This window comes from Roseivirga sp. BDSF3-8 (genome assembly GCF_041449215.1).
Lineage (GTDB): Bacteria > Bacteroidota > Bacteroidia > Cytophagales > Cyclobacteriaceae > JBGNFV01.
This window is the reverse complement of record NZ_JBGNFV010000001.1, coordinates 5,382,220-5,403,389: the sequence shown is the minus strand read 5'-3', so window position 1 is coordinate 5,403,389 and position 21,170 is coordinate 5,382,220. Positions and strand designations below refer to the sequence as shown.

Below are 21,170 nucleotides of genomic sequence, written 5' to 3'. Positions count from 1 at the left end.
AGCGCCACCAGTAAGCCCGTGCAGGTCATAGCCAGGCCTATGTAGCGATCATTTTTTGACTATATACACAGTCCCTTATAGCCAGCCACCATTGACGATAGGAAAAGCCAGAAATAGGCATCACCCAGTGCACTGAATATAGTGCCCACCATCATAATGCCCCGTGAAAACAGTACACCTGATGCTCTGTAAAACAGCCTTAGTCGGTTAGGCTTTCTGCTCATGCATTATTTATTTCTGTAATAATGAGCCACGATATCCCGGATATCATTCTGATCTATTCCTGCGGGCAGGATGTCGGGGTAAGTAAACGGAGCATCTGCAGGTATCGGAAGGCTGATCTCGCCACCTTTGGCAATAAATTCAGGCATTACCACTGCATAAGTACTGTCCGTATGTAAGGGCTCATTCTTTATGTAATAGGCTCCCTCCTTTTCGGTAACGTTCAGCGTTTGCAGGTAGCCGCCGCTTCCCTTATTAGTCAGGCCTTGTGCCAGTACCGCCTGTAGATCGCTGCCCTTCATTGCCATGGTCCCCACAGCCCCGCCAAAGGTGAAGGTGCTGAGTATATCGACCATGTAGAGCGTGTCATAGTAAATGGCATCGGCCCGGAAACTGCCGCTGTTCACGATTACCAGATCAGCCTCAGGGTTTAGCGCCAGCATCGCCTCCGCAGTTTGAGTGCCGTAGTTAGTAGGCTGGCTGCGGATAATGGCCTCGCGGCCTTCCAGGGTGTCAGGTAGCACCGTAAGTACTTCGTCGGGTTCATAGCCCTCCGCACGCATGAGGCTGTCCTCCAGGTCTTCCCACTTCTGCACCCGGGCGCTGATTTCAGGATCCAGTGCTATGCTGGTGTCCAGGTTTACCAGCTCACTATCCACCCTCGCTGTTCCTGTGCCAGGGTTATACGTTACCCGGTGCACATAAGCCGTGCGGGCATTCAGGTCAGCTTTAGTAATGGCCGTTGGCCCCACAGGGATGTACATATTCTCATGATCATGGCCGCCCAGTATACGCGCAAAACCCGGGAACTGCAGGGCGTAGAGGCTGTCATCGTGATGTAGCTGATGGGTAATGGCAAAGGTCACCTCTGCTTCCTCCATATCTTCCAGTGCGGTGCGGGTGGTCTCGTAAAAGTCCTCGTACGTCACATAATCCTTTTCATTAAAATCCAGGCACAGGCCTATGAACCCTACCTTCAGGGTATACCCCTTTTCCACCACAGAGTGCAGCACTGTTTCGGGCATAGGTTTGCCTCGCTGCATAAAAGGTGTGCCATCCGCCTGGAAGGTATTGGTACTGATCCAGGTAAACTCCGATTCGTCTATGCGCTTCTGCAGATCGCTGTAGTTCAGGTCAAACTCGTGATTGCCAAAGGTAACATAGTCAAAGCCCACGGCATTCATCAGGTCTACCATCTGCGCCCCGGCAATGCGCTCACCGTTCATCTTTAAACTACCCAGCAGCGAAGGGCTCAGAAAATCACCCGAAAGAACAGTGATCAGGTCAGGATCTTCCTCAAGTAATTGTTGTTTTACCGTCATCAGACGGGCCATGCCTCCCCGCGTGCCTTTCTCCACCGGGGCGATCTCGTACACATCATTTACCTGTAGTACGGTGAATCGGATAGGCCCCAGCTTAGGCGAAGGATGCTGTACCTTACACGTGACAAAGAGACCCGTAAGGGCAATAAGGGCAAATAGCCTGGCGATGGTTTTCATGAGGGCAATATAAGCGTTTTTAACATTTATTGAGTTGAAGTATTATATGTCAGTTAGGCGAAAGGAATAATGCTTTTTCCCTGAATAGAGATATAGGAAGCAGGGAGTATCACTCCCTGCTCATATCGTGTCATATTCTTTCCTCCTGCCATACACCTGCAGAATCTAATAGTGACGCAGGTACATCTTTTATACTCATAATATGATGATTATTGATAAACGTAGTGTCAGTAGGATACGTGGTATTTGTGACAGGGTCTGTAAAAGGGCATACATTAAAAAAACCGCTTTTTGCATACATATCCAGGCTGTCAGGTCTGTCCTTTAGCCAGTTATATATGTTTTCAAGATCATCCCATAGAGCCTCCTCCAGGGGAATGAATGAGGCGTTCCAGTAATTGTCTTTCCACGTAATATCACCGTACGTCCTGCAACCCCCGCACGCTCCGCCATAGGGTATATTCAGTTTGGTCAGATCAGTCAGTTTATAATATGTCGGTTTAAGCTTGTCTGCAGAAGCCACCTCGGGTCCCATATCTATTTTTCCGATCGGATTCTCGAGGGATACATTACGTTCCACCTGTATATACCGGCTGCCTCCGTCTGTGTAGATGATATTCCCACCACCTGATTTTCTTTTGTATAAGCCCACATTCCCTTTGATCAGCAAAGCACCTTCTGCACTATGCGCCTGCTGGCCGGTGGTGTAGATCATGCCCCCGTCCCAGCGGTCTTCCAGGAAGTATGCTATTTTATTATAAGTGATCCGGTTATGGTCGTTGGGGGTGGGGGAGTCAAACGTACCCCACATGTGCCAGGTAGCTGTATTGAGCCCCGGATACCCGGACTCATCGAGCAGTCCCCAGCCCCAGCCCAGGGCTATGCCAGACCAGTTAGTATGGGAGATGCTGTTGAAGCTGATGTCCGTATGTGAGGTAAATGGCGCAAATATAGCCGCCGCATCCACATATTCCTGCGCCGTGTAGCTGATGCGGTTATGCAATAGGCTATTATGTGACAGCACCTTATCTTCACTATCCGGATGGTGGAAGTCAGCCGTGGCACCCCCAAGCTGTATCGCTGCAGAACTGATGTCATTAAAAATATTATTGGCAATGGTGTTATGTTTACACCCCAGGCCAAGATCCAGGGCCACTCCTCCCATATGAGTAAACGTACAGTTGCTGATAGTGAGGTGATGGGTATATGAAAACTGCAGGTTACCCGCCGTACGCTTTACATTTTGTACATGCCCCGTGGTATTTACCGGGTTATTACTGCCCACTACGTAATTTCCGCTTTGATCGGCTACGTAGCCCGTGTCAGTGTCCGGAGTCATCCAGGTAGCATAGGCAAAGGTGATGCCTTCAAATGCAATATTTTTCAATGGGGAGTCAGCAGTTCCCTGTCCTTCCACCAGCGTTTCAAGCACCGGCATCTGCACATCGGCAGAGCTCATATGCTCACCCTCACGTGGAATGTAGTACAGTTGGTTTGCCTCCTCATCGTGATACCATTCACCCGGCTCATTCAGGAAGGAATAACTGTTTTCGAAGTAGCTCACACGCCAGAAGCTCCATATGCCCGGCGCTTCACTGTCTTTATCATAATACCGGTTCGCATTCGTCCACGCAGGTTCCTGCATGGTTAGTAGGCCGTATTCAGAAGAATTGTTCTCTTTGACACCGGCCACGGGTACACTCATCATTTTCCACTGCGTATGCATTACTGCGTTTACGCGTTCAGGCTTTTGCCAATCTGCCGGCGCAAGGTCCACACCCGCAGGGTAGTACTGTATGCCGTTGGTATGTGCCGAAGAGGTAAATTGCGGCTTATAATTGGCCGGGTACTTCGCAGTTCTGGCGCGCGTAGCCCTTTGCCCGTTTACATAAAGCTGTCGTGTTTGGCTGTTATGCTCATTAAGGTCAGCACGGTATATATTCAGTGTGGCATCGTGAAGCTCCCACGAATCTACCTTTTTTCCTCCGGAGATAAGGGTGTTTTCAGGGTTCAGTGCCCTGATAGTAAGCACAAACTGACCATTATTATTTACTTCTGAGGCCAGGCGTAGAGGCTCCTGCAAAGAATAAGTACCTGCCTGAAGATTAATCGTAACCGTATCAGCATTTACATCATCCATTTGCTGTACGGAATGTAGTGCTGTCTGGATATCATTGAAGGGGTTGCTCTGGCTGCCGTCCCCGTTATCGGGAGCATCAGGAGATACAAACAGTGACAGGCCTTCGGTTTCAGCAGATTCTGCTGAGTAAGTACAGCCGCTGCCATACATCCCCATGATCAGTAGTAGCAGAAGGTACGTGCCGGTTTTTAGTGAGGTCATAGATTTTTTCATTTACAATAGGAATACCTGCAGGTTTTGTCAGGTGGCATATTGACTGAGGTACCGTCTGTTATGTACCACAATTTCAAAATGAACCGTCACTTGATTGTCCCGGGCTGAAAAATGTAACAAATAAGTATATGCCATATCCACTTTTTTGTCCTTCCTCTGAGTAAAAGCGTTTACTATCTGCGTCAGACGCTGAAAGCAAAACAGACTGCCTCTTGAGAGCGGCAGTCTGTTTACTTGTTAGTCTTCTGCCGGCGTATTCAGTGGCCGGCGCCGGTGCTGTTCCTGTATGTTCGGGAACATCGCCGTAAAGTAAGCCGTCCATCCACCCGTGCGTACCCGCAGCAGGTCGTACTGTTCCGGTTGGCTCATGGCCGTTTCCATAGAGACAGGGTCTGCGACCGTGATGGTCATCAGATTGGAACCTTCCCCGTCTGCAAACTGCCTCATTACGCTTACAAGGTCATCCAGTGGATACATCTCGCGGATATTGAAATCCGTGGGAGCTCCCTCAGTCATTTTACGGGCGCCACTGCCGCCGGCACTGCGGAGAGCCTTGCTGAATTCGGCTTCCTGGTGGTCCACAGGAAGATCCGCCATACTTGGTGCGGCACTCATGTCAGAGGCCACCGTCGTGCCGCGTCTTCTGCCGTCAGCACTCGCCCCGTTCCAGGCACCCATTTCCACGTGGTTTTCAAACGTACCCACACCCGGCTGTATTTGCAGGCCAAATGGATGCTCCTCCGTGCCGTACTGCGAAGCCATGGCTTTAAATCGTTCGCCAAGACGCTCCTGCGGTTCCGTAAAACAGGCCACTGACAAATCCGCGATACGCTCGATCACCTCGTTGCCCAGTTCATCCACTTCTGCCACACCGCGGCCATAACGGGGCAGGCTCAGCGCTACCTCACGCAGGCGCTTGTAGCGGTCTGCTTCTGCGGCTATTCGTGCCGGACCGGCCAGGGTGCTTACAAAAGGTTCTGTCATGGCATAGCCCCAGTCACAGCACAGGCAGTTCAGCAACTCAGGCAGGCTGGTCACCGCCGTTCCCTGGTCAAACACCATCTTTTTGATGGCGTACAGGCTGTTGATAGCCGAACTGAGCGCGATGTAGCAGGGGCCGTAGATATTGTACTTGGCACCGCCGCTATAGTAGTCCATACCCTTAGGCAGGCAGTTATCTATCAGGCAGCTAAGCAGGGGAGAGGGGCAATAAGCCGTATTGGCCCCGAAGCCCATGAGCTGTCCGTTAAAGGCCTTCCGGTTAAGCCAGTCAAAGTGCTTGAAATAAAGCTCCTTCAGTTCTTCAAATGTTTCTATATGCGCACAGTGCTTAGAGGTAAAGGACTGCACCTTGCCATAGAAGTAGCTCATACCCGCAGACGAGTAGGTCTTACCCTGATTCAGGGCACACTCCAGCGGCTCCAGGGTGCTAAAGCCCCCAAGGCTAAACCAGTTCTCACCCGGGAACTGAGGTTCGTAGCAGCCGTCGCAGGCGTAGTTACGTGCACTGCGCAGCGTTACCTGGCTGTCCCAGCCGCTGGCGCCATTCGTGAAGTCGCCTCCCACGTTATTGCCGCTGCTTTGCAGGCCGTCTATAAACAAGTCGTCATTCAGGAAGATAGGGTGGGCACCTCCGCTCAGGATGGCTTCACCAGCCTCCTTCAGTAGTTCCGTAGGGATGTCTTTGCGTACCCGCAGGCTCACGCAAGGTGCATTGAGTGGCATACGGCGTATGCAGCGGATAAACATGGAGGTTAACTCATTATAAGCCGACTCGCCCGTGTCCGGGTCACAGCCCCCTACGGTTAGCTGCTGTATCCACTGATTTATACTCGCCCCCTGCGGGTAAGGGCCGCTCGCTCCACCCATGGCCAGGTTGCCAAAGTACTGGTGGTCTTCCACGAAGATCCTGTTCGCTTGTACCTTTTCATCCAGCTTGATGCAGAAGGCATCCAGCACCTCCTGTGCGCTCTCCGGGGTGTGTAAGCCTGATTCGAGGTCCTGCTGGTAAAAGCGGTACAGCACCTGGTCCAGCCTGCCCAATGCCGTAGGCTCGCCGGTCAGGTGCAGGCAGCTATGCGTAGTGTAGATTGCCTGTACTGCTTCTGTAAAGTTTCGGGGCGCTCCGTGCGCCAGGTATTCCATCCGTTCCGCAATTTCCGACAGGTTATTACGGTACCAGCCTTCACCCTTGCCACACTGCTCCGCCATCTTTTTCGCCAGCGCTGAATAGCGCAGGCAATATTCCTGTACCCCTTTTATCGCCAGGTGGCAGCTTTCGTAAAAGTCCCCTTTCGTTTGCTTCTCCTCATCCGTCAGGCCGCCCTCCTGCATAGCCTTACGGTGAGTAGCTATGTCCTCCAGCAGGCCATCAAAGCCCTTTTCCAGAATCTTTTCAAAAGAAGGAATGTTGTGGCCCACACCCGAGGTCTCACTCAGGTTATCAAAGAAACCTTCCATGCGTTCCGCGTGGCTCAGGTAGCGCATGGCGTAGCGACCTTCTCCCAGGCTCAGGTTAGGCAAGCCGCCAACAATGATCTCCTCCGGTTGTATGCGGAAAGTATCTGCCCCGTTTATAATGCTGCATCCCTCCGGCAGGCTGTTCTCATCGATCACCCCATCGCCAAATACCTCATAGATGGACTTTTGCGTGCCGTCTGGCATTAGTATGCGCCTGCCACGAAACCCATACCAGTCGCTGGACATCACATGCAGCGAGAGGCGAACAGACCACCCTTTTCTCAGCATGATTGAATACTGCTGCTGAGCAGCCTCGAGGTCCACCAGTTGCTCCGGGGCCCTCTCCTCCGGGTACTCCTTCTTAAATTGGGCCAGGTACTCATCTATTTCCCCAAGCTCCATCTGCTTGCGGTCTATGTACCAGTTGTCCTGCCAGCGCATAAAGCTGTTTTCCAGCAGGCTCAGAATGCGGTCGGTAGGAGCTTGCTGCTCTTTCCTTTCCTTCGCAGTCAGCGTAGCCATCGAGTACATGTACTCCTTGTGGTTGTAGTGCATGCGCCCGTTAGGCGAACTCTGATCAAAATGCCTGTCCAGCCTGCCCCAGTCCATGCCCGGGAAGTTCTTGCCCTCCCAGAGCCTTTCTGCCTTATTTTCCCATTTACTTTCCACATGGGCCACCTCATCCAGGCCAAGGTCCTGTATGCTTGGTATATAGAAAAATCCACCGTAGTTAGATTTCACATTGTCAAACAGGCGATCGTGCATGTATTGCCCGCGGCTGCCTATCTGCTGGCTCATGATCGTCTCCAGCACACGAAAGCTCTTGGCAAAACCTGCCCAATAGATACCTGCCTCATCGGAAATAGTGGAGCCTTTCGCCAGCATGTAAGGGCAGTGGGCCACGTCTGACATGCCGAAGGGCAGGCCCAGGCGCAGTACCGGCGTGGTGTTACCATGATCATCCTGCTGACGGGCGGCCTTTATGTGACTGCGTGTGTCCCGGTCTGGTATAAAGCTATCGTCCGTTTTGCGGCCTATGATGTCCTCTATCTGCGTTTCGCTCATGCTGTGAAGCTGGTCCCAGTTGATCATAAAACGCTGGGCCATTACGTACGAGCCACCCAGGTGGTCTATGTCTTCAGGGCCCACTATGCAGTGCTTGGCAATAGAAATAGGATCGGTAGGGTTGTTCAGGTTTTCGCTAAAGCGGCGCCCCAGTACCTTGCCTCCCTTGCCGTCAGGTTGCGTACTTTTACTACTCGCTGCCTGAGCGTCCGTATGGCCGGTTATATTTTTCAGATAGTCCGTAATGAAGTCATGCAGAATTTCGCAGGCCTCCATCTCGTCCGATTTGATGTGAAACCACAGATCTGCACCTTCATCCAGAAAGGTACCGCAGGACTTGGCGATTACCTTACTACGGTTTTCATTCCCCTCTTCCGGGTAGCGAAAGGCCAGCCCTTTGGGCAGAGGCATATGGCTATCTTCCCAGATCTGCTTCCAGCGGGCAATTCCCACCCCCAGTGAGGCCGATGTGTGCTTATGGTGCAGTTCGGGTGAACAATGTATTTTCGTCCGGATGGCTACCTTCAGGTCACGCAGTTCATTACGCGTGAGAGACTGATCACTCTTAAGCCAGTAACTGGCATATACGGCGTGAGGACTGGGGTATACAAGCCCCCGTTGTACATGCTCCCAAACCCCCGTATAGCGTTGGCCGGGGTCTGTCGTGATCGTCTTGATCGAGGTGAGCTTCTGATTATCTGACATAGTATGATTGATGATGGGGTTTAGTGTGTGAGGGAGTAGGCAGCCTTTTCTCTACCAGATCATTATAGGGATACCTAAGCAGGCTACTCCTTATTATTTGTTTGATGTAGTTGGCTAATACAACTCCTCCAGCACGGCTGCTGCCCGGTAGCCCGCTGCTGCCAGCCGCTCTTCCACCACGGGAATAAAGTCGTGCTGGTAGTTGTAAGACATACTCGGCAGGCCGCTGTCCCGGTCTGTATTGTTATACAAGGTGTTGTAAATGTCTTCCCGGTGGGCGACAGATTCCTCCGCCCAGGTTACCGGCACGGCGTTTTCCCATTCCTGCTTCCTGTTCCGGTGGTGCTTATCTATAAATCCGGAAAAGGTCTTAAAGTCCAGGCCTTCATTTTCTATCATTCCCTGATCCCATACCGAGTGCAGGTTGCTGCGGTCATCAAAGAAGAGTACAGAAATCTTATTGCCCCCCAGGTCCTCGTTCTTACCCACGTGCATAGGTTGGTGCACATCCCCTATAAAGTGGATCAGAAATGCCAGCGCGGTAGTTTCGAGCGAGCCATTTAGCGACTCCACATTATTCTTCGCCATCATGTCCTCCATCATCTGTATGTCGGCCTTGTTGTCCTGTAATATTCCCTGCATCAGGGCTATCGCCTCCAATACGTTATCTATGCTGTTATTGCCGGCTGCTTCCTGCATCACTTCCTCCACCGTCTTATCAGGGTCTATCGTGATGTAGTGCCATGGTTTTGTAAAGTCCCAGCTCGTTTCCGAGCGGATAAAGTCAGGCCATGTAGCCACCTGTGCCAGGTACTCATCGCCCAGCGCCTCATCCACCTTTTTCTTTACTTTTTCGGAAAGGTTATCATAGGCTATCTGTGCCACAATACGGTGGCCGTTTTGTCCCCATCGTTTGCATGCGTGATGCTCACCGGCTTTAGCAGTCAGACAGAGTAGCCCTAGCAGTAAGCCTAGCATTAGTTTTCTTTTCATTGGGTATGCTTTAAATAATTGTTGCCATTTCACCACGTTTGCGTCTCACTTCAGGGTTGATATACCCTCTATTGTGCAGGGGGCGGATTCATAACAGGGGGAAAGGAATTATTTAATAACAGGGGAAGCCACGGTGGGGTGGTATGCAACATGCCTGCCAGGCTGGTGAAAGACAGTTACCTGTGGCTTAATGTATTTTACAATGATTAGTTTTATATGATGTATATAGGTAGCCTTACATCGAAGCTGTTATAAGGCTAAATGATGGGTGATTTTTGACGCAGACAGGGAGAACCGTTAAATTCAGTATAGTTAATTCAGTGGTAATAATGTAGCTACATTTATTACGCATAAACGTATTATTATTCAGAAAATAACAAATAAATATCCAGGCCGTTAGTAAGTCAAAATGTCTGTAATAAAATCATATAAATTATGAAACTTTACCATATAGCTATCGCATCATCCTTTCTACTCTTTTCGGCCTGTGATGTCGATAAAACAGAGGAAGGGGAGGCACCCGAACTGGAAATTGAAGCAGAAGCCGGTGAGCTGCCTGAATATGACGTTGACTGGGCCAATGTGGAGGTAGATACCCGTACTAAAACCGTTACTGTTCCTAAGCTGGTCATTGTACAGGAAGAGGAAGAGGTGGAAGTGCCCTACGTGGACGTATCAATGCCTGATGGAGACGATGACATGGAAGAAAGAACCGTAATGGTAGAAGCTGAAGTGGATGGCCAAATGCAAAACCTGAGCATTAACGGTATTTACGCTACTGAGAATAGAATGATGGTAGTGGCTACCCTTGAGCCCACAGGTGAAGACCTTGAAGGACAAAAGGTAAGAGTTAGTGACCAGGTAGTCATTAATGTGCCCTCTGATCTCCAGATTGAAAGATATATAGTAGGTACACGCCCTACGGGTGAGTTCAATAATCAGTTCACATATTTTGATTCCGAAGCTGCCTTACAGGAAAAGATTGGAGATGCTGACAGGATCTACACCCGATAGATTCTGATAAGTAGTAATATAAGAAGGTTGTTTGCCCCTTGGCAGTCAACCTTTTTTTATGCTCATTCTTTTATATTTGTCCCCGCTTTTACTTTGCCTTAGGTCCTGAAAGGTGCAAATGAACTTGCCCGGCAGGTACATAACAGTTTTTTATGCTTCAGACATCAGTCCACTATTTTTTACACCTTGGCCTGCCTTTGATTATTGCCTACGTGTTTTTCCGTAACGAGTGGGGGAGGGTATACCTGATATTGCTGGGCACTATGCTGGTGGATGTGGATCATTTGCTGGCCGATCCCGTTTTTCAGCCTAATAGGTGCAGTATCGGTTTTCACCCGCTGCACAGCTACTATGCCATAGCATTGTATTTTATCTTCCTATTTCTTAAAAGGCCTTTAAACCTTATCGGCTTAGGGCTGCTGCTGCATATGCTTACCGACTTCACTGATTGCCTCTTTATGTACCAGGCATGCCGGGAATGTGTGGAGGGAGCTCCCGCCTATGAGCTTATCCGGTATATTGTAGGATAGGAGGAGGAATGCACCTCCTCCCTGCCCTCTAAGTGCGGTTAAAAGTAATTAGCAGAGCCTTAAACTGTAACATTCTGAGCACCATGTGTCACACTGGCAGGACTGGTCATCGCATGTGTAAGCACATGTATTCATACCACAATCAGTGTAGCATCCGCTATAATGGTATGCGGTAGCCCCACCTTTTACCTTGGCTGTTTGCTTGCTCTTAGGGTGTTCGGCAGTTACAAAGCTTTGTACCTCCAGTTGCTTAAGGTGCATTTTGGTTTTTTTCATAGCTGTTTTATTTAATAGTTTAGTATACTTTAATATACCAAAATTTTGCCCTTGGGTCAAGGTGCATAGCCGTCAAGAAAAAGGCTCTATTTTGCTGATTATGAATGATTTGCTTATTAAAAATGCAGGATTCTGCAGCGATAAGCACAACTAATTCCCCTCATATGAGAGGTCCGGCTTTCGGGGCTACTGGCAGAGTGCTTTTTAAAGCAGCCAGTTACGGCAGCTTCTAATGCTGTTACCACCGGCATGGGCCCCTGGTATGTCAGTCTAACCCTGGTTCAAAAAGGCTGTGGCTTTTTTAAACCGTCCCCTTACAGACCTTTAGGGGAATGGCTAATGTGTTGTTTTTAGATACTTACATTATTAATTTGACGGTTATGGGGTCAAGGTGGAGAGTGATGATAGTGGAAATAGATTCTGCGTAACGCCTGAATATTGCATAAGGTAATAGGATGCCCGTCTGGCTTATCCGGTTTCCGCTCAGGCTACGATGCCCGTCTCTAGTCCAGAATCTCCTTTACCCGCCCTACGATGCCTGACTGCAGGCGTACCTTTATGCCATGGGGGTGAAAACCGCTTTTGGTGAGGGTTTTTTCTACAATACCCTCCGTTAACTGTCCTGTTCGCTGGTGCGGCTTTTGCACCACCATTACCCGTATTCCAGGTTTTATATCTTTTAACTGCTGACCATCTGCCATATACTTGCGTTTTTTTATGCTGTGATTTCTCTGCAAGGTAGGGGAATATGAAGAAATCAGGTTCCTGTATGGTCGATGAATTTACCAGCCGTAATACGGTACCATATGATACCAAGCAGGATAGCGAGGGCGTCCCACCAGTCGGTATAAAACCGGTCGGAGAGAAAAGGGAAAATTATCTCACTAACTGCCACCAGGGTGACGTACAACAATGACAGGTCAAGCCACAGAAGCTTGCCTTCCCCAAAAAGATACGTTCTTTCCGTAATAAGCAGGTAAGGCGCCAGGGCGCCCATGCAAAATGGGTCCAGGTAAGCGTCTGCAAAGGGTAGCGCGATGCCCAGCACTCTCTGTAGAAGCTGGTGAATGAGAAACAGAAGGGCTGGAATGAGAAAGCCGTAGTGCAGGAGAGTTCTTTTTATCATAGGGCAACCAAAAATGCAATGAGAAATGCCAGTAACAGGAGAGGGCTGAATATAATCATAGCCAGTACACCTCCTATTTTATAAATAACTTTCAGTACTTTTTGCCCAAAGCTGTCTCCCGGCTGTATGGTTGATTTTTCCTTCCACCACTGGAAGGCCCCCTTAGTAGCGTCCTGTACCCCCTGGGCACCTGCATTTTCTTCTGCCATAAAAATAGGTTTGTGTATTTGCTCCCTACTTAACCGGTCCGGCACAGTTGGGTTTGATTAGTATGTAGAGAAAGGCGGTTTGTTTACCAGGTAAAAAAATAGCGGCCCGGAAAATATTCCTGAGCCGCTACATATTTTATTAGAACATCCGTTTAACCTATCTTCAGGCTGGTCATGCTTAGCGAACCGCCCAGAGGCTGGTCATTAAACAGCATGACCTCCTCATTTGTATCTTTTAATGCCAATGAGTAAAGGACAGGCAGGTAATGCTCCGGGGTTGGTATAGCCAGGTCAAAGGCTTTGCCCTGTTTATTAAAGTTGATCAGGCTATCGTGATCACCATCTAACACGTACCCTTTTATCTTCTCATTAGCTTCAATAGCCCAGTCGTAGGCATAAGGCTCGTTCAGTCTGCGCCACTCCACCATGTCCAGATTATGCACGAGGTTGCCACTGCCTATGATCAACACGCCCTTGTCCCGGAGAGACTTAAGCTGGCGGGCCAGGGCATAGTGCTGGCGCGGGCTTAAACTGTAATCCAGGCTAAGCTGTATGACCGGCACATCCGCGTCAGGATAAAGATGCTTTACCACCGTCCAGCTTCCATGATCAAGGCCCCACTTATCGTCAGGCAACACCGTGTGTTCCGGCTTTACCAGCCTGCTGATTTCCTTTGCCAGGGCCGGGTTTCCGGGGGCAGGATACCGGACTTCATACAGCTCCCTGGGAAAGCCACCGAAATCATGGATGGTACGGGGACTCTTCATAGCCGTCACCCGGGTGCCTTTAGTTTCCCAGTGGGCAGAAACCACCACAATGGCGGCAGGCCTGTTTAGCTGCTTCCCTTGTGTCCTGAACCCCTGCACAAACTCGTTTTCCTCGATTCCGTTCAAAGGAGAGCCGTGTCCCAGGAACAGTACAGGCATACGCTCAGTCGGTTTATTAGTGCTTGTGAGGGCAGCTAGTTTACTTAATGATGACATACATGGAAATGATAGAGCGCCTAATCCGGCTACTTTAATAAAATCCTTCCGGGTCATATCACCCGTATACCCGGCTGATGAATTCTCTGGCAGTTACCGGCTTTCTTCCCAGCAATTTCTCCAGCGAGTCGTCATTGACTTCTAACTCACCATTCGCTCTGGCTACAGAAAACGCCGTGAACATGCCGATATACTCATCAGGCACTCCATACTTTTTCATCTCATTTTTAAACTCTTCCGGGCTGGGGGAGGTATAGGTTACTTTTTTACCGCTTGCTGCTGTAATAGCTTCCGCAATATCCTGGTAAGAAACGGCCTCATTATTTGCCAGTGGATAGGTTTTGTTCTCATGTCCTTCGGTGGTGAGCACCACAGCAGCCGCTTCGGCCAGGTCTTCACGTAGTACGGAGCTGGATTTCCCCTGCTCTGCAGGCTGCATGATCACGCCGCTCTCTAATACGTTCTCGCCGGCGAACATCGGGATCATATCCATATACAGTGCGTTTTGGAGAATGGTATAGGTAAGCCCGCTTTCCTTAAGCCATTTTTCCGTTTTGGCGTGTGTCTCTTGTAAAAAGGCAATGGCTGACTCTTCCAAAGGGGTATTGCTCAGAAAAGAAGTGTAAACCACATGCCCCACGCCCGCTTCCTTAGCCGCATTTACCACATTGCGGTGTTGCTCTTCCCGGGTCTCCACTTCGCTACCCGATACGAATAGCAGCTTGTCCACTCCTTCAAAAGCCTTTACCAGCGAGGCGTAATTCATATAATCGCCCTTACGTAGCGCTATGCCTTTTTCTTTAAGTCCTGCAGCTTTTTCCTCGTTTCTCACCAGGGCAGCCAGGTCCGAAGGGGCTACCCCTTTATTAAGTAAGTGATTGATGACATGTGTGCCGTATTCGCCAGTGGCGCCTGTTACTACTATCATGGTCTTAACTATTTGCTTTGTTGAACTATACGGTAAAATCATTACTTTTGATATACTAAGTATAGTGAGTATCCATTAAATAGGACTATACTTTTGTATAGTGTCGGTTTCAAACAATTGAATATGAGTGTTCTGGCTTCCATATCTGACGTCAAAAAGTGTCCCAGGCAATTTGTGCTAGCTATCAATGATACGCTCAACGTTATCAGCGGTAAGTGGAAGCTACCCATTATTGCCTCCCTGCTGTATGAGAAAAACCGGTTCAAGGACATACAGGCAAATATCGATAAGATCACGCCCCGGATGCTATCTAAGGAGCTGAAAGAGCTGGAGTTAAACGGTGTAGTAAAAAGGATGGTGCATGATACCACGCCTATCCTGATAGAATACGAGCTGACCGAGTCCGGCAGGCAGATCGTATCCGTACTGGACTCTATGGTAGAGTGGGGGCTGGCTCACCGTCAGCAGGCACTCACGGAATAAGTAGAGGGGAGCAGGTCCCCCAGTTTTTACCTGATAGATTAACCTTCCTCTGCTTATCTGACTTGCCAATTTACCTTTAAAGAAATACTTTGGCTGCCAGTATCAATTACTTCCCAAACCTATGATTCAGGGCACCCACAACGCGCTAGACGATCCCCGTAATAAGGACATCAGTATTTTCATCAATAATGAACTACTACCACGGGATGAGGCAAAAATCTCCGTTTTTGATAGCGGATACCTGGTCGGAGATGGCGTATGGGAAGGACTTCGGCTGCATGATGGAGTGCTCGTGTTTGCCGCTCAGCACCTTGACCGCCTGTGGCAGGCTGCCGCTACCGTAGGCATGAAGCTCCCCTTTAGCCGGGAAGACCTCCTGGCAGACATCCATAAGACTATTGAGGCCAATAACATGCATGATGATGTGCACGTGCGGGTCATGGTTACCCGGGGTATCAAAAAAACGCCCTCGCAGGATCCGCGGCTTACCATTACGGGGCCGAATGTGGTGATCATTGCCGAGCACAAAAAGGCCTCTCCGGAAACTAAGGAGAAAGGCATCACCCTGTTCACCAGTACTATTCGCAGAGGCTCTCCCGATTACCTGGACCCGCGGCTAAACTGCCACAGCAAGCTGCACGAGGTGCAGGCCCTGATACAGGCGCTGGAGGCAGGTGCCGATGAGGCCCTTATGCTGGACATCCATGGATTTGTCTCTACCTGCAATGCCACCAACTTTTTCATGGTAAAAGGGGAGGAGGTATGGACCTCCACAGGTCAGTATTGCATGAACGGCATTACGCGGGGGAACGTGATCCGGGTCTGCGAGGAAAACCGTATGGTGTGCAGGCAAAAGAACTTCTCCCTGTTTGATGTATACGGTGCCGATGAGGCATTTGTCACTGGCACCTTTGGCGGGCTTACGCCTGTAATCAGGGTGGATGGCCGTGAAATAGGAGCAGGCAAAGCAGGCCGCATGACCAAAAGACTGAGCGACCTGTACGAGGGACTAATCAGGGCAGAAGCTGAAAAAGGGAATTAAGATGAGCCAGGATCATACCACCCGTATCTGCCTGTGGTCAGGCCCGCGCAATATTTCTACAGCCCTGATGTACTCCTTTGCGCAGCGTCCGGATACCACAGTATATGATGAGCCGCTGTATGCCTGGTACCTTAAGCATACGAAAGCCGGTGAGTACCACCCCGGTGCAGAAGAGGTATTGGCCACTATGGAGAACGATGGTAATAAGGTAGTGGAGATGATGATGGGAGAGCATGACAGGCCAGTAGTATTCTTTAAGCACATGACCCATCACCTGCTGGGGCTGGACAGGGGCTTTATGAAAGATTGTGTAAACGTGATTCTTACCCGGGATCCCGGGCAGATGCTGCCTTCATTTGATAAGGTCATAGATAACCCTACCATGGGAGATGTAGGCTATGCGGCCCATATGGAGTTGCTGAATGACCTGGATAAGATGGGGATACAGCCCATTGTGCTCGAGGCAAAGAAACTGCTGATGAACCCTGAGGGTGTACTACGGCAGCTTTGCCAGCGGATTGGCACTCCCTTCGCGCCTGGCATGCTGCACTGGCAGGCCGGTGCCCGGCCGGAGGATGGCTCCTGGGCTAAATACTGGTACGGAAATGTGCACAAGTCCACCGGCTTCGGGCAGTATTCTCCTAAAACCGGATCATTTCCGCCGCATCTGGAGCCTTTACTGCAAGAGTGCCTGCCATATTATAAAACGCTTGAAAAACTGGCTCTGGAGTAGCCTTGCCAGGAATAATGACTGTGTTCTGTATGGATTTTTTAGTGAAGGAGGTCGAATATACTCTTTTTAGGGCCGGTAGAGTACATGCGGTGAATGCATAGAAGGAACTTTACCATATAAAGATTTCGTACTTTCAGGGTTATGAAGGATCGAATCTTATACTATGGGTTGATTGTGCCCTTCTCAAAGCTCCCTTTTCCGGTGCTTTATTTCCTGTCGGATATCGCCTGTTTTATCCTGTACAGGGTTATAGGCTACAGAAAGGCTGTAATAGGGGGCAATATCAGGCGCTCTTTTCCGGATAAAAGCGAAAAGGAGCATAAAGCCATTGAGAAGGAGTTTTATTCACATTTCTGCGACTTGATTGTAGAAAGTGTTAAAACCTTTACCATATCCGCCGAGGAAAGTCTGAAGCGGATGAAAGTGGTTAATGCGGAAGTCGTAGATGAGCTCTTCGAAAAGGGCCGGCACATCACCGCCCTGGGCGGACATAATGGCAACTGGGAGCTATACGCTACCGCCTGCGATATGCAGATAAAGCATGACACCGTCGCCCTCTATACCCCCCTTTCCAGTGCTTTTTTTGATAAGATCATGCGTGAGAGCCGGTCCAGGTACGGGCTGCAGATGATCCCTACCTCCAAAAATAATGAAATGCCTGTGGGTAGTACCAAGCCCACGATGTTCATATTCGGAATAGACCAGTGTCCCCGGGCTTCACAAAGACCCTACTGGATGGAATTCCTCAATCAGGAGACTGGTGTACAATACGGTGCAGAGAAGTTTGCCAGAACAAATGATACCGCGGTGGTCTTCGGAAATATTAAAAAACTGAAGCGGGGCTACTACGAGGTGGAGTATCAACTGGTATGCGAATCAGTAAGTGACAAACCCAGCGGATGGGTTATTGAGCAGGGAACCCGCATGCTGGAAAAGAAAATACGGGAGCAGCCGGCCTACTGGCTATGGAGCCACAAGAGATGGAAGCGCAAACGTGAGGATTTCGACTGCCATAAAGACGAAAATGTGTCAGCCCCGGAAGTCACCCCGGTTTAACCTTCTCCATTCCCTCCGCTTTTCTCCATGATACATACACTTCCGGCCTCACCGCAAGGGGATAATCGTCCTATGCCTTAGTGTACCTCAGGTATTTACCAAAAATTCAATTCCTGTCTGTTACAATTCCTGTTGTTACACGATTAATCCATGGCATTTGACAATTCTTACCTGATACCTTGTCATCAATGTCGTTCATAATCTCAAAAGGAAAAACAGACCTATGGCTGATTCAACTACTATTGATATTTATAATAAAACAGGAAATAAAGACCTGTATTTATTCTTTGACTATGCAGAAGGGGGCACTGAAGGAGTAACAAACTTCAGTAACATGACCTATCTCCAGCCCTGGAGCGGTCCGAAGGCCCTTGATTTGGATAAGCCCTTTTCCTGCAGCTTCGACTACCTGAATTCAGGCACCTTCTGGTATATCATCACAAATGACGAGGGGGCGGCCACCATTTCTAAATATCCTAATACCGCGATGGGCTCTGAAGACCCTAACTGGGTAGGAGGCTTCTTCGAATTGAGCCTGCTGGCTTCTAACCCGGAAATCTACATGGATGTGACCAATGTAGACCAGGTAGGGCTATTTTGCGGTATCGGGTTTGCCGATGGAAGTACCTGCGGGTATGGAAAGACGGCCAATGATATGATTAGTGGTATCATAACAGCCTGTGGACTTGGCGAAGATACAAAGGCTAAAAAGACCCTTACGGGTAGTGATAATAAAACCTATGCCAAGCTATGGGGGCCTACGCTACCGGCAGTGTCGGCTTTATACGCGAATGTATATGATGGCTATATTTCGGCCATAACAGCCAACGACACTAACCTTACTATAAACTCTGATAGCACAGAAGGGTCTAATCATGCAGGCACCCAGTTACCCTCTCTCAAGTTTACCGGTAAGTTTGGCGCACCGGAAACAATGCCCGCAGGCAGCCCGGTAAGTAAAGAGGATGTCGTGCTCCACATGACCAGTGAGACATGTAAAGCTATAGGTGAGCCCGTGCAAATTTACTTTACCAAAGAAGGGATTAACGGAGGCACTATCATGAGCGGTAGCAGCGCCGGTGGCATGTATGTGTACCCCGCTTTTGAATACCCCGACCCTAAAGACCAGAGCAAGATACTAAAAGGCGGCTGGGCAAGCGATGTTTCCCTGAACTGGACAGCCACCGGCACTAATGCCGTGCAGAACACCACTTGCTTCCAGGCGATGGTGAGTAGCGTAGGAAGAGACATAGTCACCGCCATGAATATGGGCTATATAGGCGTTACAGCGGCTAAGGAAAATTTTGTGTACGGCAATTCAGCTACCTACGCCACTGAAGCCAACCAGGAGAAGTACATCAATAAGTGGAACCGCTACATTACTTCTCACTCTGACTCATATGGTATGGCTTATTCCGATGCCGCACACCAGAAGGTACAGTTTCACCCTGCAGTGGGCAGCACCATCACGTGCTATATCTTCGGCCAGGATGATCCTGAAACTACCAGTTACTGGTCTGAAAATGACTAAGTAGTATATTATAGTTCAAAAAGCCGCAGAGGTACATCTTCTGCGGCTTTTTTATTTTCCAGGCCTCTGCTTCGCCGGGATACAGAAGGCTAAGGCTATGGCCACCTCTGGTATCATTATTTTTAACAATCAAGACGGAGCCTACAGCACAGTCTCAACGCCTTCCGCTGACCCTGGCTAAATATTAAATGAGGTGTTTATCAAAATGGCTGGTAGGAAAACGAAGGGTATAGGTGTTTAGACATTAATATAATAATTAATAGCCTGTCAGACACCAAAGTGTCTGATTATCTGAATTAAGATGAATATTTAAAAAATAGGTGACTAAAGGATGGAAATGAAAGGTGTAAAGCTTTAAATTCGCCCGGTCATTTCAGGGATAAGCATTCTTACGACTGATACATTAAGGCCTGTAGGCCAGTGTATAAAGCTACGAATGATATAATTTCTTGGGTTGAACTATGATATAAAATACATCTAAATAAGTGGAGTTCAGCGACCACTTTAAAAAACGAGGCGAATCCGAAAAGCCTTACGAGTAGGAGTTCTAAATCAAATGACATGTTAAAAAAAATCAAAACAGTATTTGGACTACTTGCGGTTACGGCCATGATGACAGGCTGTTCACTAACCCTTCCTGTTAATGCTACTAGCAACACTGTAGGTACTAAAGTAGGAACGGCTAAAGCTACCGGTTACCTGGGTGTACTGTTCTTCGACGCAGATGCCAGTATCAGAACGGCTGCTAAGAACGGTGGTATCACTAAGATCTCAACCGTTGACATCAAGCACACCAGTATCCTTAATCTCGTGGTGACTTACGAAACAATTGTAACCGGAGAGTAATTTTACGATGATCTCTAAGGGAGCATACGGCTCCCTTAGTATTTTTCCGAATACTGCTCATGAAAAAATTAGGCCTGATTGTATTTATTGCCTTGATAATGTTTTCCTGTTCCTCCACCAGTGAGCGGGAAATTGATGTATTTAATGATATTACCTTTAGTGTAAAGGCTGACGAGAAAATCGTGCCTATCGATCCTGTTATCAGGGAGACTTTCGATAGCCACCTGCAGGATCCCTCCATACAAATGCCCCTTTTCCGGGCTATACAGGCCGAGGGGTATATGATCTTCCTTGCCATTCCTGTTAATACCTCTTTACAGGAGCTCTCAAATCAGGCTTCTGGTGACGCGGATTATTTTTATGCCGAAAAAAAGCATAATGATAAGGCGATAAGCATGTACGCAAGGCAGTTTGACAAAAACCTGGTCTACGTGCTCACAGTTTCGGAATCTATCGAACTATCTGACTCACTATTTAACGAAAGCTCTCTCGCAGAGCGATTTACCAAGTAATATCTTTATGGCGGCTTCTGCACACAAGCTCTACAAATATTCTGCAGTTCTTTCACTCATGGCCTTGTTCCTATGTTATGGGTGTATGTCCGTACGGCCTGCTTCAGCCAAGTCAGGTAAGAAGTATTTCGAGACCTTTTACGTAGGGGCAGAGGGTACTCAGTATTTTATTAAGCCCTTATCGCTGGATAGTGATGAGTCCGGCGAGGAGCTGCTGGTGGATGTTACCTTCAGGTATAAGGATGAAGTAAGGGACTCTGCCATAGTAAACTTCAGTGTCATAGGTCGGGAAATATACAAGGCTATCGAGAGCCTGAGGATTATGAATGACGGCGTGAGTATATCTGATACTCATCCTGAACTGATATTTAATGAAAGGAAGAACGATGAGTTCGTCTCACGCTTCGCCACTAAGCTTCCCCTGGGCAAAGTCAAAGAGCTGTTTGAAAATGATGAGTGGCAGTTTCAATTGTACACAGATAAAGGGACCATTACCTTCGAACCCACCGGTAAGGCCAGCAAGGCCATAAACGTGCTTAATGAGAAGGTATTTGTTATCATGTAATTACCTGCCTGTTTGCTTTCTTTGGTTACTATTGCAGCA

Annotated in this window: 21 protein-coding genes; 10 read left to right on the top strand and 11 right to left on the bottom strand. The window is 48.8% G+C overall.

The window, feature by feature from the left end:
* Positions 1–59: 59 nt before the first annotated feature.
* From AB9P05_RS21955 to AB9P05_RS21935, 5 genes are all read right to left on the bottom strand, one after another.
* A complete protein-coding gene (locus AB9P05_RS21955) occupies positions 60–224 on the bottom strand; it encodes a hypothetical protein (protein ID WP_371910986.1) in 165 nt (54 codons plus the stop codon).
* A gap of 3 nt (positions 225–227) precedes the next feature.
* Complete coding sequence (locus AB9P05_RS21950) at positions 228–1,721, bottom strand: bifunctional UDP-sugar hydrolase/5'-nucleotidase (RefSeq protein WP_371910985.1); 1,494 nt, start codon at positions 1,719–1,721, stop codon at positions 228–230.
* Positions 1,722–1,851: 130 nt separating this feature from the next.
* Positions 1,852–4,062: a right-handed parallel beta-helix repeat-containing protein gene (locus AB9P05_RS21945; RefSeq protein ID WP_371910984.1), complete on the bottom strand. Its 2,211-nt coding sequence runs from the start codon at positions 4,060–4,062 to the stop codon at positions 1,852–1,854.
* Between the two features lie 249 nt (positions 4,063–4,311).
* Positions 4,312–8,304, bottom strand: coding sequence for a Dyp-type peroxidase (locus AB9P05_RS21940; protein WP_371910983.1), 3,993 nt, complete (start codon positions 8,302–8,304; stop codon positions 4,312–4,314).
* Between the two features lie 114 nt (positions 8,305–8,418).
* The gene (locus tag AB9P05_RS21935; RefSeq protein WP_371910982.1) at positions 8,419–9,297 is read right to left on the bottom strand and encodes a S1/P1 nuclease; all 879 of its coding nucleotides are present in this window, start codon (positions 9,295–9,297) and stop codon (positions 8,419–8,421) included.
* 435 nt (positions 9,298–9,732) lie between these two features.
* Between AB9P05_RS21935 and AB9P05_RS21930 the strand changes: the two genes are divergently transcribed.
* Together AB9P05_RS21930 and AB9P05_RS21925 are read left to right on the top strand one after the other, a co-directional pair.
* On the top strand, positions 9,733–10,311 hold the full coding sequence (locus tag AB9P05_RS21930) for a hypothetical protein (RefSeq protein ID WP_371910981.1): 579 nt from the start codon (positions 9,733–9,735) through the stop codon (positions 10,309–10,311).
* 152 nt (positions 10,312–10,463) lie between these two features.
* Positions 10,464–10,841, top strand: a complete 378-nt coding sequence (locus tag AB9P05_RS21925) for a DUF6122 family protein (RefSeq protein ID WP_371910980.1) — start codon at positions 10,464–10,466, stop codon at positions 10,839–10,841.
* Between the two features lie 48 nt (positions 10,842–10,889).
* On the opposite strand, the gene AB9P05_RS21920 is transcribed toward AB9P05_RS21925, so the two are convergent.
* The 6 genes from AB9P05_RS21920 to AB9P05_RS21895 form a co-directional block, all read right to left on the bottom strand.
* Positions 10,890–11,117: a pinensin family lanthipeptide gene (locus AB9P05_RS21920; protein WP_371910979.1), complete on the bottom strand. Its 228-nt coding sequence runs from the start codon at positions 11,115–11,117 to the stop codon at positions 10,890–10,892.
* A 503-nt stretch (positions 11,118–11,620) separates the two neighbouring features.
* Positions 11,621–11,818, bottom strand: coding sequence for a YwbE family protein (locus AB9P05_RS21915; RefSeq protein WP_371910978.1), 198 nt, complete (start codon positions 11,816–11,818; stop codon positions 11,621–11,623).
* Positions 11,819–11,874: 56 nt separating this feature from the next.
* Positions 11,875–12,243 (bottom strand): hypothetical protein, encoded by a 369-nt coding sequence (locus AB9P05_RS21910; RefSeq protein ID WP_371910977.1) that lies wholly within the window; start codon positions 12,241–12,243, stop codon positions 11,875–11,877.
* A complete protein-coding gene (locus tag AB9P05_RS21905) occupies positions 12,240–12,452 on the bottom strand; it encodes a hypothetical protein (RefSeq protein ID WP_371910976.1) in 213 nt (70 codons plus the stop codon). The genes AB9P05_RS21910 and AB9P05_RS21905 overlap by 4 nt, the downstream gene beginning before the upstream one ends.
* Before the next feature lie 152 nt (positions 12,453–12,604).
* A complete protein-coding gene (gene ygiD / locus AB9P05_RS21900) occupies positions 12,605–13,435 on the bottom strand; it encodes a 4,5-DOPA dioxygenase extradiol (RefSeq protein WP_371910975.1) in 831 nt (276 codons plus the stop codon).
* A gap of 58 nt (positions 13,436–13,493) precedes the next feature.
* Complete coding sequence (locus AB9P05_RS21895; RefSeq protein ID WP_371910974.1) at positions 13,494–14,363, bottom strand: SDR family oxidoreductase; 870 nt, start codon at positions 14,361–14,363, stop codon at positions 13,494–13,496.
* 123 nt (positions 14,364–14,486) lie between these two features.
* Here AB9P05_RS21895 and AB9P05_RS21890 point away from each other — a divergent pair, with 123 nt between their 5' ends.
* The 8 genes from AB9P05_RS21890 to AB9P05_RS21855 all read left to right on the top strand — a co-directional run bounded on the left by AB9P05_RS21890 (position 14,487) and on the right by AB9P05_RS21855 (position 21,131).
* Positions 14,487–14,846, top strand: coding sequence for a winged helix-turn-helix transcriptional regulator (locus AB9P05_RS21890; RefSeq protein WP_371910973.1), 360 nt, complete (start codon positions 14,487–14,489; stop codon positions 14,844–14,846).
* A gap of 121 nt (positions 14,847–14,967) precedes the next feature.
* Complete coding sequence (locus tag AB9P05_RS21885; protein WP_371910972.1) at positions 14,968–15,888, top strand: aminotransferase class IV; 921 nt, start codon at positions 14,968–14,970, stop codon at positions 15,886–15,888.
* 1 nt (position 15,889) lies between these two features.
* Positions 15,890–16,621, top strand: a complete 732-nt coding sequence (locus AB9P05_RS21880) for a sulfotransferase family protein (RefSeq protein WP_371910971.1) — start codon at positions 15,890–15,892, stop codon at positions 16,619–16,621.
* Positions 16,622–16,762: 141 nt separating this feature from the next.
* Positions 16,763–17,677 (top strand): lysophospholipid acyltransferase family protein, encoded by a 915-nt coding sequence (locus tag AB9P05_RS21875; protein WP_371910970.1) that lies wholly within the window; start codon positions 16,763–16,765, stop codon positions 17,675–17,677.
* Positions 17,678–17,900: 223 nt separating this feature from the next.
* On the top strand, positions 17,901–19,208 hold the full coding sequence (locus AB9P05_RS21870; RefSeq protein ID WP_371910969.1) for a hypothetical protein: 1,308 nt from the start codon (positions 17,901–17,903) through the stop codon (positions 19,206–19,208).
* A 561-nt stretch (positions 19,209–19,769) separates the two neighbouring features.
* A complete protein-coding gene (locus tag AB9P05_RS21865; RefSeq protein WP_371910968.1) occupies positions 19,770–20,054 on the top strand; it encodes a TRL-like family protein in 285 nt (94 codons plus the stop codon).
* A 59-nt stretch (positions 20,055–20,113) separates the two neighbouring features.
* Positions 20,114–20,566 carry a hypothetical protein gene (locus AB9P05_RS21860; RefSeq protein ID WP_371910967.1) on the top strand — a complete coding sequence of 151 codons (453 nt, stop codon included), beginning with the start codon at positions 20,114–20,116 and terminating at the stop codon, positions 20,564–20,566.
* 85 nt (positions 20,567–20,651) lie between these two features.
* Positions 20,652–21,131, top strand: a complete 480-nt coding sequence (locus AB9P05_RS21855) for a hypothetical protein (RefSeq protein WP_371910966.1) — start codon at positions 20,652–20,654, stop codon at positions 21,129–21,131.
* Positions 21,132–21,170: the final 39 nt, after the last annotated feature.

Coding starts and splice junctions, on each gene's coding strand:
- AB9P05_RS21880 (WP_371910971.1), top strand. CDS start 15,890: ATGAGCCAGGATCATACCACCCGTATCTGCCTGTGGTCAGGCCCGCGC.
- AB9P05_RS21855 (WP_371910966.1), top strand. CDS start 20,652: ATGTCCGTACGGCCTGCTTCAGCCAAGTCAGGTAAGAAGTATTTCGAG.
- ygiD (WP_371910975.1), bottom strand. CDS start 13,435: ATGTCATCATTAAGTAAACTAGCTGCCCTCACAAGCACTAATAAACCG.
- AB9P05_RS21875 (WP_371910970.1), top strand. CDS start 16,763: ATGAAGGATCGAATCTTATACTATGGGTTGATTGTGCCCTTCTCAAAG.
- AB9P05_RS21930 (WP_371910981.1), top strand. CDS start 9,733: ATGAAACTTTACCATATAGCTATCGCATCATCCTTTCTACTCTTTTCG.
- AB9P05_RS21925 (WP_371910980.1), top strand. CDS start 10,464: ATGCTTCAGACATCAGTCCACTATTTTTTACACCTTGGCCTGCCTTTG.
- AB9P05_RS21950 (WP_371910985.1), bottom strand. CDS start 1,721: ATGAAAACCATCGCCAGGCTATTTGCCCTTATTGCCCTTACGGGTCTC.
- AB9P05_RS21860 (WP_371910967.1), top strand. CDS start 20,114: ATGAAAAAATTAGGCCTGATTGTATTTATTGCCTTGATAATGTTTTCC.
- AB9P05_RS21910 (WP_371910977.1), bottom strand. CDS start 12,243: ATGATAAAAAGAACTCTCCTGCACTACGGCTTTCTCATTCCAGCCCTT.
- AB9P05_RS21895 (WP_371910974.1), bottom strand. CDS start 14,363: ATGATAGTAGTAACAGGCGCCACTGGCGAATACGGCACACATGTCATC.
- AB9P05_RS21935 (WP_371910982.1), bottom strand. CDS start 9,297: ATGAAAAGAAAACTAATGCTAGGCTTACTGCTAGGGCTACTCTGTCTG.
- AB9P05_RS21945 (WP_371910984.1), bottom strand. CDS start 4,062: ATGACCTCACTAAAAACCGGCACGTACCTTCTGCTACTACTGATCATG.
- AB9P05_RS21920 (WP_371910979.1), bottom strand. CDS start 11,117: ATGAAAAAAACCAAAATGCACCTTAAGCAACTGGAGGTACAAAGCTTT.
- AB9P05_RS21870 (WP_371910969.1), top strand. CDS start 17,901: ATGGCTGATTCAACTACTATTGATATTTATAATAAAACAGGAAATAAA.
- AB9P05_RS21940 (WP_371910983.1), bottom strand. CDS start 8,304: ATGTCAGATAATCAGAAGCTCACCTCGATCAAGACGATCACGACAGAC.
- AB9P05_RS21885 (WP_371910972.1), top strand. CDS start 14,968: ATGATTCAGGGCACCCACAACGCGCTAGACGATCCCCGTAATAAGGAC.
- AB9P05_RS21955 (WP_371910986.1), bottom strand. CDS start 224: ATGAGCAGAAAGCCTAACCGACTAAGGCTGTTTTACAGAGCATCAGGT.
- AB9P05_RS21890 (WP_371910973.1), top strand. CDS start 14,487: ATGAGTGTTCTGGCTTCCATATCTGACGTCAAAAAGTGTCCCAGGCAA.
- AB9P05_RS21905 (WP_371910976.1), bottom strand. CDS start 12,452: ATGGCAGAAGAAAATGCAGGTGCCCAGGGGGTACAGGACGCTACTAAG.
- AB9P05_RS21915 (WP_371910978.1), bottom strand. CDS start 11,818: ATGGCAGATGGTCAGCAGTTAAAAGATATAAAACCTGGAATACGGGTA.
- AB9P05_RS21865 (WP_371910968.1), top strand. CDS start 19,770: ATGTTAAAAAAAATCAAAACAGTATTTGGACTACTTGCGGTTACGGCC.